The sequence below is a fragment of the Paenibacillus sp. G34 genome (genome assembly GCF_056856875.1).
The window spans coordinates 1,523,092-1,536,886 of record NZ_CM166469.1 but is presented as its reverse complement, the minus strand read 5'-3'; the positions used below and the strand labels follow the sequence as shown (position 1 = coordinate 1,536,886).

The 13,795-nt window shown below is 48.6% G+C and carries 13 protein-coding genes and 2 other annotated features; of the genes, 5 read left to right on the top strand and 8 right to left on the bottom strand.

Annotation, left to right across the window (positions count from 1 at the left end; all coding sequences use genetic code 11):
- Positions 1 to 490 precede the first annotated feature (490 nt).
- The 7 genes from AC1VYS_RS06710 to AC1VYS_RS06680 all read right to left on the bottom strand — a co-directional run bounded on the left by AC1VYS_RS06710 (position 491) and on the right by AC1VYS_RS06680 (position 6,945).
- On the bottom strand, positions 491 to 2,047 hold the full coding sequence (locus tag AC1VYS_RS06710) for a 2-isopropylmalate synthase (RefSeq protein ID WP_482913567.1): 1,557 nt from the start codon (positions 2,045 to 2,047) through the stop codon (positions 491 to 493).
- A gap of 280 nt (positions 2,048 to 2,327) precedes the next feature.
- Positions 2,328 to 2,667, bottom strand: a binding site (T-box leader).
- A 60-nt stretch (positions 2,668 to 2,727) separates the two neighbouring features.
- Positions 2,728 to 3,091, bottom strand: a binding site (T-box leader).
- A gap of 133 nt (positions 3,092 to 3,224) precedes the next feature.
- A complete protein-coding gene (tsaD, locus tag AC1VYS_RS06705; RefSeq protein WP_482913566.1) occupies positions 3,225 to 4,283 on the bottom strand; it encodes a tRNA (adenosine(37)-N6)-threonylcarbamoyltransferase complex transferase subunit TsaD in 1,059 nt (352 codons plus the stop codon).
- The gene (rimI, locus tag AC1VYS_RS06700) at positions 4,280 to 4,801 is read right to left on the bottom strand and encodes a ribosomal protein S18-alanine N-acetyltransferase (protein ID WP_482913565.1); all 522 of its coding nucleotides are present in this window, start codon (positions 4,799 to 4,801) and stop codon (positions 4,280 to 4,282) included. The genes tsaD and rimI overlap by 4 nt, the downstream gene beginning before the upstream one ends.
- A 17-nt stretch (positions 4,802 to 4,818) precedes the next feature.
- A complete protein-coding gene (tsaB, locus tag AC1VYS_RS06695; RefSeq protein WP_482913564.1) occupies positions 4,819 to 5,667 on the bottom strand; it encodes a tRNA (adenosine(37)-N6)-threonylcarbamoyltransferase complex dimerization subunit type 1 TsaB in 849 nt (282 codons plus the stop codon).
- Between the two features lie 4 nt (positions 5,668 to 5,671).
- Positions 5,672 to 6,151, bottom strand: coding sequence for a tRNA (adenosine(37)-N6)-threonylcarbamoyltransferase complex ATPase subunit type 1 TsaE (tsaE, locus tag AC1VYS_RS06690; RefSeq protein WP_482913563.1), 480 nt, complete (start codon positions 6,149 to 6,151; stop codon positions 5,672 to 5,674).
- Positions 6,152 to 6,464: 313 nt separating this feature from the next.
- Positions 6,465 to 6,641 (bottom strand): H-type small acid-soluble spore protein, encoded by a 177-nt coding sequence (locus AC1VYS_RS06685; protein ID WP_482914932.1) that lies wholly within the window; start codon positions 6,639 to 6,641, stop codon positions 6,465 to 6,467.
- Between the two features lie 4 nt (positions 6,642 to 6,645).
- Positions 6,646 to 6,945, bottom strand: coding sequence for a hypothetical protein (locus tag AC1VYS_RS06680; RefSeq protein WP_482913562.1), 300 nt, complete (start codon positions 6,943 to 6,945; stop codon positions 6,646 to 6,648).
- 172 nt (positions 6,946 to 7,117) lie between these two features.
- On the opposite strand from AC1VYS_RS06680, the gene ku reads away from it, so the two are divergent.
- The 5 genes from ku to ligD all read left to right on the top strand — a co-directional run bounded on the left by ku (position 7,118) and on the right by ligD (position 12,581).
- Positions 7,118 to 8,029: a non-homologous end joining protein Ku gene (gene ku, locus AC1VYS_RS06675; protein WP_482913561.1), complete on the top strand. Its 912-nt coding sequence runs from the start codon at positions 7,118 to 7,120 to the stop codon at positions 8,027 to 8,029.
- Between the two features lie 503 nt (positions 8,030 to 8,532).
- Entirely contained in the window at positions 8,533 to 9,402 is an 870-nt protein-coding gene (locus tag AC1VYS_RS06670; RefSeq protein WP_482913560.1) for a VOC family protein, read from the top strand.
- Positions 9,403 to 9,560: 158 nt separating this feature from the next.
- A complete protein-coding gene (locus AC1VYS_RS06665) occupies positions 9,561 to 10,658 on the top strand; it encodes a GerAB/ArcD/ProY family transporter (protein WP_482913559.1) in 1,098 nt (365 codons plus the stop codon).
- Between the two features lie 61 nt (positions 10,659 to 10,719).
- A complete protein-coding gene (locus tag AC1VYS_RS06660) occupies positions 10,720 to 11,676 on the top strand; it encodes an ATP-dependent DNA ligase (protein WP_482913558.1) in 957 nt (318 codons plus the stop codon).
- A gap of 14 nt (positions 11,677 to 11,690) precedes the next feature.
- Positions 11,691 to 12,581: a non-homologous end-joining DNA ligase gene (gene ligD, locus AC1VYS_RS06655; protein ID WP_482913557.1), complete on the top strand. Its 891-nt coding sequence runs from the start codon at positions 11,691 to 11,693 to the stop codon at positions 12,579 to 12,581.
- A 104-nt stretch (positions 12,582 to 12,685) separates the two neighbouring features.
- On the opposite strand, the gene AC1VYS_RS06650 is transcribed toward ligD, so the two are convergent.
- Positions 12,686 to 13,597: a YitT family protein gene (locus tag AC1VYS_RS06650; protein WP_482913556.1), complete on the bottom strand. Its 912-nt coding sequence runs from the start codon at positions 13,595 to 13,597 to the stop codon at positions 12,686 to 12,688.
- Positions 13,598 to 13,795: the final 198 nt, after the last annotated feature.

The following is a 13,795-nucleotide window of genomic DNA, read 5'->3' as shown; positions in this document are numbered from 1 at the left end:
GCGACCCTCAAAAGCTCACTCGAGATAAATAAGTCTTGTTTTCACATTTGTCAACCACACTCGAATTACGCAAAATATTTTTATGAAGATCCACCTCATTTTTATCCACAAGAATGAGCAGCAACTCACGACATTTTTCATGTAATCAAACGTTGGTAGAATAAGCTTTGAATAAAAAAACCATATTTATCCACCGTTTTATCCACATTATCCACAGTGTTGTTGGTAACTCGGATGTATTCTATCCCCTGCAAGCTACTTGTTTCGAAAACACTTGTTGCAGGACCCAACCTCAGTTACCCACAAATTATACTGAATATGTGGATAACTATAGTCACACCTTGACAGATCCGATTATTGCTTTATAGTCCTTGTTCCATCATCTTCTTTTCGGTTCCAACAGAGAAGGGTTCCATTCCCCACATCGTGACGGAAAGGAACCCTTTTCAAGCCTTATTTTGCTATACCATTTTAATATTTCTAAGGCATCTTAATGTACGGACACCTCTTCACTTTCCACAGATTCCGCTTTTAGTCCTGCTGCATTACATGCCGCCACGTACGCCAAACCTGCGGCCATAACGATATCATGGTGCGTTGCCGTTCCTCTGAACTCTCGTCCGGCACGTTCCACCGTAATCACCGCTTCCGCGCTGGCTCCTTCTCCCCCACTCAAGGCATGCATCTCCATGTCTACAAATGTAATGTCATCTGAGATACATTGCCCAATGGCCTGAATTGTAGCATCGACAGGTCCTTTGCCTACAGCAGAATAAGCATGCTCTCCTGCACTCGTACGAATGCGGACCGCAGCCATACGGTCTGTCATGCTGCCTGCCGTCACCTGCAGTTCAAGCAATTCATAGTCCTGTGCCGGAATATTCATCGTTTGGCTGACCATTTGCAGCAACTGGTCATCACTTACCACTTTTTGCTGGTCCGCAGTGACTTTGAACACTTCGTACAACTGTTCCATCTGCTGCTCATCCGGTTCAAATCCGTATTTGCGTACCCGATCCTTCAGAGCATGACGACCGGAGTGTTTACCCAAAATAATCATACTACGCGGAATGCCCAGTGCTTCAGGGTCCATAATCTCATACGTATTGCGGTTCTTCAGCAAACCGTCCTGATGAATGCCCGACTCATGCTGGAAGGCATTGCGTCCAACAACCGGTTTGTTATAAGCAATCGGAAAGTGCATGGCCCGGCTGATTTGGCGAGATGTCTCATATAGCTGGTTCAGCTTGATGTTGGTCGTTGCTCCGATAACATCTCCGCGTGTTTCCAGCGCCATGATCAGTTCCTCTAACGCGCAATTTCCTGTCCGTTCCCCTATTCCGTTAATCGTCACTTCAATCTGAGAAGCACCGTTCGCAATGGCAGCCAGACTGTTCGCCACGGCAAGCCCGAGATCGTTATGGCAGTGCGCACTGTAGCGCACTTTATCGCCGCCTCTTGCTCCCTCACGCACGCGTCGGAACATCTCTCCATACTCATGCGGCAGCGCATAACCAACCGTATCCGGCAGGTTGATAATGCTTGCTCCTGCCTCAATGGCTACTTCGACCATCTCAATCAGATCATCCATCTTGGTACGCGCAGCATCCATCGCCGTGAACTCCACAGTATCCGTAAACTGACGCGCATAGGAAACCATCTCCCGAGCCGTAGCTACCACCTCACTGCGAGGACGGCGAAGCTGATGCTCAATATGAATATCCGATGAGGATATAAACAGGTGGATTCGGCGCCGGGCAGCATCTGCGGTAGCCTTCACCGCAGAATCGATGTCTCCTTTGACTGCACGTGCAAACCCGCAGATTTCAACCTGTTGCAATTGTCTTGAGATCGCCTGAACCGCCGCAAACTCCCCTGGACTGGAGATGGGGAATCCAGGCTCAATGACGTCTATGCCAAGCGCTGCCAGCTGGTGAGCCAGTTCTATTTTTTGTTCAGGATGCAGGCTGGCTCCGGGTGCTTGCTCTCCATCTCGCAGTGTTGTATCAAAAATTTCAATCATACGTTTATTCGGGTTTGTTGTCATTTTCATCAACCTCCATTAAATTTTCGAGATATCGTTTTGCCGGGTTCATAATAAACCTGCCATTGCTGGTAACAGGCGCAAATATGCTTTCGATCTCCATTCCATTCTGCTCTGCTATGTTTGTTTGCTAGAAAAGTTATGTTCAATGGTTGGTTCAAAGTGTACGTCGACTTACACTCTGAATTATTTCCGAGTCGGACTGATGCCCTGTACATCCCATATGGTTGTAGCTTTTGCCCACCCTGCTGCCGGCAGCAATACAAATAACCCGCCATCTCATCAAAGAGACGGCGGGTTATTCTCCCCTCCGCGGTACCACTCTCGCTTGATGGCCCAGCTTGCGCTGACACCATCCACCTCGTGTTCTCATGAAATGTACTGAACTACGCAACAGTCTGCGTTAAGCCAGTCATTGAATTCAAGAGAAACTCCCTGTAACGGGGGTTAGCCGTTGCTATGTACACATGAGCTGCCGCCTTGAAGGTAGCGGTTAAACGTATCCCATGTTTCCAAAGCTCTGTTCCCGGGCGAGATTCAAACGTTTCCAGCCACTGCGTCGCACCACCCCGCAGCTCTCTGAGCGCCATTGTCGTTCTACTGCTCCCGTTCATTACATTTGTTTGATATGTTAATGTTGCTCCAAAATTGAAATCAAAAAAGCCTGCCTTCTCCTGCATAATGCAAGAGACGACAGGCTGTTAACCTTCGCGGTACCACTCTTGTTGACCTCCCATCCCGTTCCAATAACGGTCTGAAAGTCCCCTCAATATTGTCCATCCATTCCCGACACTTACAACTAGCGTAACGGAGGTAACCTCCGTCTCGTTCTAATCCTAAGGTGAATCGATCACAATGGCCCTTTCACGGAGGCAACCCGTAACGATATACTTTATGGCTGGTTCCAGCCTTCGGGCTGTTTCTTGCTAGCCGTGTTCCATCGTTCCGCTTCCAGGTGAGTTTCAGGTTTCCTTCGGCTACGTTGCACCATCCCGCAGCTCTCTAATGACCCGGAGTGACCTTACTGTTCCTGTTCATCGCGTTTTTGATTCAGGAGATAACTCCTGTTTAAATTTGTAACTAATATACATTCTTCACAAACCGCTGTCAACCATTGATTTCAAAAATGAACAATCTCTTCTCCAAACACACCACGTTAAGTAGCGGGCTCCACAAAATTTTACGCTTTGGATTGTACTGACCAGGCTTCCAAAGAAAGACCAGGGTCTGCTTTGGCGTCAAAATCGGTGCCCTCGCCGCGAATCCATTTCAGATGCGCCGCCGCGCCGATCATGGCTGCATTATCCGTGCAGTATTCCATTGGCGGAATGACAAGTTCCAGCCCTTCCTTCGCACAGCGTTCCTGCAGAGCCGTCCGCAAACCACGATTGGCCGCAACCCCGCCGCACAGAAGCAACTGACGTGAACCATATTCACGAACAGCACGCACCGCTTTTTCCACGAGCACTTCAACGACAGCTTCTTGAAAACCGCGCGCTACTGCAGACGGCTCCAATGTTTCCCCGCGCATCTTGGCCTGATTCAGTGCGTTAAGTACAGCCGATTTCAATCCACTGAGACTGAAGTCATATGATCCTGCTTCAAGCCACACCCGCGGCAAAGGAACCACATCCTTAGCTTCCGACGCCATGCGGTCTACATGCGGCCCTCCCGGATAAGGACATCCGAGCGCACGAGCTACTTTATCATATGCTTCACCGACAGCATCATCCCTTGTGCGGCCAATCAGCTTGAATTTGCCCTCAGACTCCAGATGCACAAGCTCTGTATGTCCTCCGGATACGACAAGAGCCATTGCAGGATATTGCAATTCACGCACAAGACGATTCGCATAAATATGACCAGCAATATGATGGGTGCCGATGAGCGGTTTGCCAAGCGCCATCGCCAGCGTTTTGGCTGCGACGATACCCACCAGCAGCGCGCCGACAAGTCCAGGCCCCTGCGTGACTGCAATTGCGCTCAAATCACGCGGACGGATGCCGGACTGCTCAATAGCCTGTTCAAGCATCAACGTGATAACTTCAACATGCTTGCGTGAAGCGACCTCGGGTACGACTCCGCCAAACGCTTTATGCGTCTCGATCTGACTAGAGATCAGATTGGACAGCACCTCACGCCCATCCTTTACAACGGCTACCGATGTTTCGTCACAGCTTGTCTCTACCGCCAGAATATAGGATGGCTTTCCGCCTTGATTATCTATAAGATCGTTCATGAATCCATTACGCTTCCTTCCTCTTCGCCGCTCCGGCCTGCAGGCGGAAGTACCGCCCACATGATCATTGCATCCTCTCCGTTATCGGAGTAGTACCCTTTGCGCAGACCCGCCGATTCAAACCCTTTTTTCTGATACAAATTCTGAGCTACGATATTCGTCACCCTGACCTCCAGCGTCATTCGCTCCATGCCGAGATAAGCAGCCGTTTTCATTAACTCGACAAGCAATTTCTCGCCCAGTTTGCGACCCTGGTAGGCTTTTCTCACCGCAATATTGGTAATGTGTGCCTCGTCCATAATGGTCCACATGCCCGCATACCCAATGGCAGTGCCGTCCAGCTCCATGACCATATATTTAGCAAAATGATTATTCTTCAATTCATTGTGAAAGGCCTCTTCCGTCCAAGGGAGGGTAAATGCCTCATGTTCAATCTCCATCACGTCAGGAATATCTTCCACCGTCATGAGTCTGAACTGAAAATCCGTTTCCTGTCCTTTGTTCACTGCGTTGTCCATCCGCTCTCCCTCTCCCTTCAGCCTTTGCGCAGCAGATTGGCTTCCGCTTCGGAAAGCTGGGTGTAGTTCGGCACCAGGGCATGTACGTCGTCACGCTGACCTGCAAGCAGCGCTTCGGCGCCGAGGCGCCCAATCCAGCGGCCTTCCAGCTCATACGGGACGAGCTGGAGCGCCGTGTCTGCGGGGCAGCGAAGCTCTGCCGCTGCCGCCGCATGCTGGCCCGTCTCGCCGACGATCCAGACGGCAGAGGGCCGCTCTTCCGGCGCCGCCTCCGCCAAGCGGGCGGCGAGCTCTTCCAGCCATCCGTGCATTTCACGGATGGCATCCGGCGCCAGCCGGCGGGGCGCAGCGCTGCCGGCTGAGGCGAACAGCGCGGTATAGGCTTGACCGCGCCGCGCATCTACGAGCGGAACGATCCAGTGGACAGGGACGGCACTCGTGCCGTCCTGGTCCGCGGATGGCGTTCCGCCAGCCCCGGCTGCGGCATCATCTGCCGCAGCTTGCGCCTTGGCGGCGAGGCCGCTGTGCCAGCCGCCCCAGGCGAGGGCCTGCAGGCTGGACACCCCGGCAACGGGGATGTCCCAGGCCCAGGCCAGCGTTTTCGCAGCGGTCACCGCAATGCGGATGCCCGTGTACGAGCCTGGTCCAATACCGACGGCAATCCCGTCCAGCTGGCCCGGCTCTGTGTTACTGGCAGCGAGCAGCTGCTCCATCACGGGCACAACGTGCACCGAGTGATTGCGCTCGGCACGTTCATTGCGCTCTTCCAGCAGCGAGCGTTCTTCCATCACCGCTGCGGCCATTACTGCGGTGGATGTATCCAACACCAAAAACCGCTGACGCGGCTTTTTTTGCAAATCTTCCATCATTTTAAACTCCATTCTGTCTGAACTGTTCGCATATTGAGGCATACGCCTCACCATACCCATCCAGCGTTATCGTTCGATCTTCAAGTCCTGTCGTCTCAATCTGCACATGAAGATGCTCTTGCGGCAGCAACTCGGGAATGATGCTGGACCACTCAACCAAACTAACCCCCGTACCGTAAAAATACTCTTCAAGACCCAGCTCGTCCGCTTCTTCCAGCGAAATGCGATACACATCCATGTGATATAGCGGTAATCGCCCCTCGTATTCCTTGATCAGCGTGAAAGTCGGACTACTCACGACACCCTTCACACCCAAATGCCAAGCAAATTTCTGTGAAAAAGCGGTTTTGCCCGCGCCCAAATCGCCATCCAGTGCAATTACCATTCCGGCATGTGCCTGCGCCGCAAGAGCGGACGCAAGCCTTTCTGTATCTGCAATGCTATGGGACTCATATACCCACTGCTTATGCGTCTGATTCAATATACGCCCCACCTTTGACGGTTCCCCGTCTGAGTTCACTTTTGAACCTTATTATATCGGTCCCTTTCCTTGCCCGCAACATCAAAGGAACATGCTGGAAAGGCTAGGCCTCATAACCATCTTCCGTATAATTCCCTGAAAGAACATAACGAAAACAACCGGCACCATCCGGTACCGGTCGCACTTAACGGTTTTCAATAGATTATCGCTGGTCTTACCCATTATCTCATCCGTTATCCTTCCACGATATTTAGCTATCATATCGCTACATCATCCTGTAGTTATACAGTACTTGTCACATTTGTTATTGTTACTACTCCTCCAGACGATCTACACGTACCGTTTGGGTATTCCCCGGTCTGCTGCCCACCTGTACAGTCGCCATACCGTTGGCCTCATCTACATTTTCTATCCAGACAGGCTCCCCTTCAAGGGTCACAGCAATAGTATCTTTGGCTTCATATATTGCTTTCGCCCGCTTTGCATCCATCATATTATTCGTAGTCTCCTTCCGGGTCTTCGTTATGCTTTTCCTGAACGATCGTATCTGTTGTACTGTCACCAATATAACCATTATCCTCCGTCACCTGACCGCCACCTAATCCCTCATTCACCATACGATCGATATCCAGCATAAATGATTCACGATCCAGCGGCAGCTTCTCGGAAGTCACCGCTTCCCAATTCACATCGGCTGCTGGCGTATAAAACTCTTCTCCACTCTCGGCATCCTCCAGAGGATAGGGTGTAAACGTATGCTTGTGCGCCTCTTCCTCATCTCGCCTGTTCTTCATCTGGCACCTCCCCATCATGTTTCTGTTATCATCCCCGACTCTTGCAGAACCATACAAAATGCCGGAGAGTCATCTGGATATTCCAAACCACCATACAATCCAGATTTTACGACTATCCCTTACAACACCTGCCCATACTATTAACAAAAAGGACTCGAAAGGAGCCGCCCTTATGCATACGGTCTGGAAAGGTGCAATCAGCTTTGGTCTCGTACACGTGCCTGTCAAAATGTTCTCGGCTACAGAGGACAAAGATATCTCCATGCGTTACATTCACAATGTCTGCGGGAGTCCGCTTGCTTATGTACGCCAGTGCCCTTCCTGTGAAGTTGAAGTGAAATGGGAAGAGATAACCAAAGGATATGAGTACGAAAAAGGTAAATTTGTTCTGTTCGAAAAAGAAGAACTCGAAGCATTAAACGAATACAGCAACAAAACCATTACCATTCTGGATTTTGTGGATTTGACTGAGATTGACCCGATCTATTTTCAAAAAACGTATTACCTCTCTCCCGACCAGGCCGGTGGAAATGCCTACCAATTGCTCATGAACGCTATGCGGGATACAGGCAAAATCGGTATTGCCAAAATCTCGATTCGATCCAAAAGTAGTCTGGCGGCCATCCGGGTACTGGAAGATTGTTTGTCAATGGAAACTATCTTTTACCCGGATGAGATTCGTCCGGTGTCTCAGGTTCCCAACCTTCCCGAAATACAGAATGTGAACGAAAAGGAACTTACGATGGCCAAATTGCTGATCGACCAACTATCTACTCCGTTTGAACCTGGAAAATACACGGATGATTATCGAGCCAAACTGCTTGATCTCATTCAACACAAAGTCGCAGGTGAGGAAATCAAGATCGCTCCAGCCAAACCTGAAGCCAATGTAATGGATCTCATGGCTGCCCTTCAAGCAAGTATCGAAGCAGTCAAGCCTATTCCTGCGGACCCTGGATCAACTACGGCCAAGCCCAAAAAGCGCGCTCCCCGGAAAAAAACCGTGCAGGCAGTTGCTGGTGGCGAAACTGATACACCTGCTGCAACGAAACGTAAAAAAGCCCCAACCAAACCTAAAGCGTAATCTACGCATGCTGGTGAAGTAGGACACAATTTACAAAGTTGCATGTTCTGTCGACTCCCTGTTATTTGCTTGCATAGCCAGGTTCTCTGCTCATGTCTAACGAACCGTTATTGGATCATATTAGCCAAAGACGGCTTGCTCCCGGTTCGTTAGTAGTCGGCAGAATCCATTTTATTTATATATATCGATATCCTCTTTTCATCTACTTCACTCACCTCCAGATCACTTACACATCTATGACTATCAACGATCTACATATTTCGGTTAAAGTTATTGACTAAATAAAGTAAATATTTTATATTAACTTATGAAAAGTAACTTATTTATATTTATAAAGTGATGTATACCGATTTTTTAACACTTTGAAGTTATTCACTACTTCTTCATTCATTCCCGATACCAAGTACGCAGAATTAAAATTGATATTTGCAAGATATATCCCTCGTAATTTGCTGAACGTCGAACGTCCAACAACAAGCATTCATTATAAGGAGGAAATAACCATGAGTACCACATATCATATTCCAGCTACAACCCACTTGGGTGAAGTAAGTCTCAAAATCAGTAATCTGGATCGATCCATTCAGTTTTATACGGGCGTTGTCGGCCTCAAACTGCTGACACGCCAGGAGCATATCGCTACAATGACCGCTGACGGAACAAACGTCCTTCTTCGCCTTGAAGAAGTAAAGGACAGCATCACTTTACCTGAGCGATCCCATGCGGGCTTGTACCATTTTGCCATCCTGCTACCTGATCGTACATCGTTAGGACTTGCTATTCGTAATCTTGTCGCATCCGGAATCGATATTGGCCAAGGGGATCATCTGGTGAGTGAAGCTTTCTATATCTCTGACCCCGATCTCAACGGGATTGAAATCTACGCTGATCGTCCTCGCGAAACTTGGAAACGGGATAATGATAATAATTACATCATGGCGAGTGATCCGGTAGATGTGCAAAGTTTATTTGATCTCTCGGCTAATGAAACTTGGACCGGCCTGCCTGCTGGTACCGTTATCGGTCATGTTCACTTTCACGTCCGCAGTCTGGAAGAAGCCCGCAGCTTCTATACAGGCGTGCTCGGATTTGATATCGTGGGCAACTTCGCTAACATGTCAGCCTTGTTTGTTTCTGCTGGCGGTTACCATCACCATCTCGGGCTGAACATCTGGGCTGGTGTCAATGCTCCAGTTAATCCTGCCAATGCTACGGGCATTGACTATTTTACAATTGTGTATGCCGAGCCTGATGAGGTGGAACAAGCCGTTGAACGTTTACGCCAATCGGGCGTTGAAGTGACCCGGGATGCCGAAGCATGGTATGCGGTAGACCCACAAAATATCCGAATTCGCTTGGTTTCAGCAGCATAAAATCTAATTCGTGTTTCTATGAAAAGCCTGACCCTTATTCTCCGAAGCTTCATCAGGAGAGGAAGCGGCTCAGGCTTTTTTATATACCATCTGATAAATTCGGATATATTGGCACATCCTAACCAGAACTAAACCACGCCAAATGAAGGAGTTTTAGAATGATTGAAAAGGGACGATTGACCGTCAGGCAGCTCGCTTCGTTCATGTTCCTTTGCACGATCGGTGAACAGATCCTCGTTTTCCCCTCCATGATTACATCTTACGCTCAGCAGGATGCCTGGATCTCTTCCTTGCTTGGCGTAGCGGGAGGAATGGTAGTACTTCTGATCATGTTCACTGTATATAATCTGAACCCGCGGCTAAATCTGATTGAACATGTACTCCGAGTGCTGGGTCCATGGATCGGCGCTGCTGTCAGCGTGTTCTATCTTTTTTATTTTCTAATTAGTGCATCGACGTTTATCCGTGAAATGGGAGACTTTATGGCAACCGAGATTCTGAGGAACTCACCGCTATGGGTGCTTCATCTGACATTTATCTGTGCGCTGGCATGGGGACTGAGAGCAGGACTCCCTAACATTGGCCGAACTGCTGAAGTCTTGTTACCGCTCGTTGTTCTGTTCTTGATTATTCTCACCTTATGTCTGCTCCCCAAAGCCGAGCTCGACAACATAAAGCCCATTCTGGGTGAGGGTATTCTCGACCCATTCAAAGGTTTTATCGCTGTACTTACTTACCCGTACTGTGAACTATGTATTTTCATGATGTTATTGCCTTATACGGAACAGCGTACTCATCTGAAAAGAGATTTTTTGCTCATGGGTATGATCGGCGGATTAATGCTAACGCTAACACTAGGGATATGTCTGCTTATTATGGGTCCGTTTATGACACAGCATTACTGGTTTACTTCGTTTAATTTGTCACGCTTGATTAATATCGGCAACTTCTTAGAGCGTATAGAAGCGATTATGGCGTCTGTCTGGGTTATCGCTGTATTCTTCAAAAGTGTGCTCTTTTTCTACAGCTTTGTGCTTGGCCTCGCTCATCTATTTCGGTTGTCCAGCTATCGGAGTTTAATCTTTCCAGCTGCACTTCTTATCTTGGCTTGCTCCATCCTGATCGCACCAAATGAAACGTTTTATCTTAAAGTGGTCATTCCGTACTGGATTGACTGGGATTTAACTTGTGGCATTTTCCTTCCGTTGCTACTGATTCTGGTTCATCGTTTTAAATATCGGTTGCAAAAAAATTAACCTTCTCCCCACTTGGTTTAACTCAAATATACTGTGGCTGGCTGAGGGAAAGGAGTAGTACATGTTCAAACCTGTCATTCCCTTTGAACCCATATCCAGGGACACACTACCTGTAGGCTCGCAATGGATTGCACAGATCAAGTGGGATGGTGTACGTATGCTCGCTTATGAGAACGGGGAGGAATTGAGACTGATCAATCGCAGGTTACACGATCGGACGACCCAGTATCCCGAACTTGTGCGACCTCGCAATCTATGTTCTGGTGCCTCTTATATTCTGGACGGCGAGATCATTGCGCTCGATCCAGACACAGGCCGGCCTTCCTTTTATCATGTGCTTCGCCGGGATCGGATGAGCAAGCCGGATAACATTATTCTGGCCACCCATCAGATCCCGATTACATATATGGTATTTGACATTCTTTTTTATGATGGAAATTGGGTCACCAATCAGACATTGTCAGATCGCCAGCAGCTACTCCACCAAGTGCTTCATACCAGCCATCAAGTACAGGAGGTTACCAACGCACCGGATGCAACAGCCCTGCTTCATGTCATGAGGAAACATCACATGGAAGGCATCGTCTGTAAAGACCTCTCCAGCACCTACGGGATCGGAGGAAAGGACTCCCGCTGGCAGAAAGTCAAAATCATGCATGATCTGTATGCCATGATCGGGGGCGTCACATATCGCGATGGAATTGTGAATGCTGTTGCGATCGGCGTATATGACGGGCCCCATTTTATTTATATCGGTCATGTTGGAACAGGGAAGTTAAACATCAACCGCTGGCGAGAACTCACTTCACAGGTACAGCCACTGATTATCAAGGAAAGACCGTTCCATAATGTTCCTGAGCGCAGCGCAGAGACGACTTGGGTAAAACCTGAGATTGGACTTAAGGTGCAGTATATGGAACTGACACATCACCGAACGTTACGGCATCCTAGCATTCAGACTTTCGCAGACGTGACCCCGGAAGACTGTCTGGCAAACCAACTCCAGCAGGAAGATTAAAAAGGAGGTCATCTATGCCACACAAAATCAAAGGCTCCATCATAATCGAAGGTGTAGAACTTACCGTCACGAATCCAGACAAGCTGTTATGGCCTGAAGCTGGTGTAACCAAGGCTATCTACCTGGAAAAGCTGGCGGCGCTGGCCCCGTATCTGTTGACCTACACTCGTAACCGATTACTGACAACCATTCGGTATCCTCATGGCGCCGGAGGCACTTTCTTTTATCAAAAAAATGCGCCAGAGCCATTGCCCGATTTTGTGCACACTCAAGATCATGAAGGCATACGTTACATCGTCATGAACGGACTACCTGAGTTGCTCTGGCTGGGGAATCTTGCAGCGCTTGAATTCCACCCTTCGCTGCATGCCATTAACAGTACGCTGCCGTGTGAATGGATGATTGATCTTGACCCTTCGATGGAGCACGAGCCGAGAATCATGCAGGCCGCCTTAATTGTTGGAGAAACCTTGTCTTCACTTGGATTGCAATCCGTTCCCAAAACTTCTGGGGCTACAGGTGTTCAAATTATTGTACCGATTACTCCTGGCGTAACATTTGATGAACTACGGGACGTCGGGCACTTCGTAGGTAAATATGTTACGCAAAAGCATCCCGAATTGTTTACACTGGAACGGCTCAAAAAAGATCGGGGCGATCGGATTTACTTTGATTATCTGCAACATTATGGCGGCAAAACGCTCGCTGCCCCCTATACACCTCGCGCCAAGCCGGGGGGAACGGTCTCCACACCGCTCACTTGGGATGAGGTGCGCCGTGATGTCTCCATTCAGGATTATCACCTCATGAATATTACGGAACGCCTGAATACCACTGGTGATCTGATTGCAAACGTACCTCCGCAACCTATGGAAGTGATCCTGAAGCATCTCAAGAAAAAATAGCCGATACCCTGTATTCAGGATATCGGCTATTTGCTTACGACATATATGGTGCTGGTATTTTCTATTGTTTGTGCTGTTTGTGTCAAATCGAGAAGAAAGGAACGCTAATGGATGCCTTTTTTCTTGAAACGCCCACCCTTCACATCATGAATGTTACCGATGGCTACAAAAGCTTGCGGGTCCCAATCCTCTACAATGGACTTCAGCTTGGCTTCTTCCAAACGGGTAATGACAACAAAGATAATCTTTTTCTCATCCCCACTGAATCCGCCCTCTCCGTCCAGATACGTTACACCGCGTCCAAGACGATCCGTCAACGCCGATCCAATATCACGATACTTCTCACTGATGATCCAAACGGACTTGGATTGATCCAGCCCTTCATTTACGATATCAATCATCTTCATGGCAATATAATAAGCAATCATGGAGTACAGTGCATTCGGCCAGCCGAACACAAATCCAGCACCCGCGAAAATAAATACATTGATAATCAAAACAATCTGTCCTACAGACAATGGTGACTTCTCACTAAACAGAATAGCAACGATCTCTGTACCGTCCAGTGAACCACCTGAACGAATAACGAGACCTACCCCCACGCCCAGAATCAATCCGCCGAATACTGCCCCCAGAAGTGGTTCACCTGGTGTAAGTGCTGGAACTTTGTGCAGCAACGATGTTCCAATAGACATCACGACGATCCCTAGCAATGTGGACAATGCAAAGGTCTTACCAATCTGCTTGTAACCAAGAATTAGAAAAGGCAGATTGAGCAAAGTCAGGAATATCCCCAGCGGCAGATGTGTAAGCTCTGACACCATAATCGAGATCCCCGTGATACCGCCGTCGATGACGCCGTTTGGCACGAGGAATACTTCAAGCGATACAGCCATGAGCACAGCACCGATCAGGATCATTACAACACGCTGCAGCAACTTCAGCGTAAAGACCGAGCTTTTGACGCCGCGGTCGGCTTGCTTGGCCGTTAGTTCTTTCACCGTTACATTGGACATGGTATCCCCCCCGTAAAATCAGAATGTGAATCCATTTTATATATCCATTAAATTACTCCACGGGGAAGCTCCATGTAGAAATTGAGCAAACTGTATTCTGCATGTACTCTGACCCACCATCAAAACGGGCATCTAAAGGCGATATAAAATAGATTCAAGATGTACTGCTTGCCGGATCACACTTCCAAAAGAGAGCAA

Excerpts from the sequence above, each read along its gene's own strand:
- AC1VYS_RS06710 (WP_482913567.1), bottom strand. The coding sequence starts at position 2,047 with ATGACAACAAACCCGAATAAACGTATGATTGAAATTTTTGATACAACA.
- tsaD (WP_482913566.1), bottom strand. The coding sequence starts at position 4,283 with ATGAACGATCTTATAGATAATCAAGGCGGAAAGCCATCCTATATTCTG.
- rimI (WP_482913565.1), bottom strand. The coding sequence starts at position 4,801 with ATGGACAACGCAGTGAACAAAGGACAGGAAACGGATTTTCAGTTCAGA.
- tsaB (WP_482913564.1), bottom strand. The coding sequence starts at position 5,667 with ATGGAAGATTTGCAAAAAAAGCCGCGTCAGCGGTTTTTGGTGTTGGAT.
- AC1VYS_RS06685 (WP_482914932.1), bottom strand. The coding sequence starts at position 6,641 with ATGGATGCAAAGCGGGCGAAAGCAATATATGAAGCCAAAGATACTATT.
- AC1VYS_RS06680 (WP_482913562.1), bottom strand. The coding sequence starts at position 6,945 with ATGAAGAACAGGCGAGATGAGGAAGAGGCGCACAAGCATACGTTTACA.
- ku (WP_482913561.1), top strand. The coding sequence starts at position 7,118 with ATGCATACGGTCTGGAAAGGTGCAATCAGCTTTGGTCTCGTACACGTG.
- AC1VYS_RS06670 (WP_482913560.1), top strand. The coding sequence starts at position 8,533 with ATGAGTACCACATATCATATTCCAGCTACAACCCACTTGGGTGAAGTA.
- AC1VYS_RS06665 (WP_482913559.1), top strand. The coding sequence starts at position 9,561 with ATGATTGAAAAGGGACGATTGACCGTCAGGCAGCTCGCTTCGTTCATG.
- AC1VYS_RS06660 (WP_482913558.1), top strand. The coding sequence starts at position 10,720 with ATGTTCAAACCTGTCATTCCCTTTGAACCCATATCCAGGGACACACTA.
- ligD (WP_482913557.1), top strand. The coding sequence starts at position 11,691 with ATGCCACACAAAATCAAAGGCTCCATCATAATCGAAGGTGTAGAACTT.
- AC1VYS_RS06650 (WP_482913556.1), bottom strand. The coding sequence starts at position 13,597 with ATGTCCAATGTAACGGTGAAAGAACTAACGGCCAAGCAAGCCGACCGC.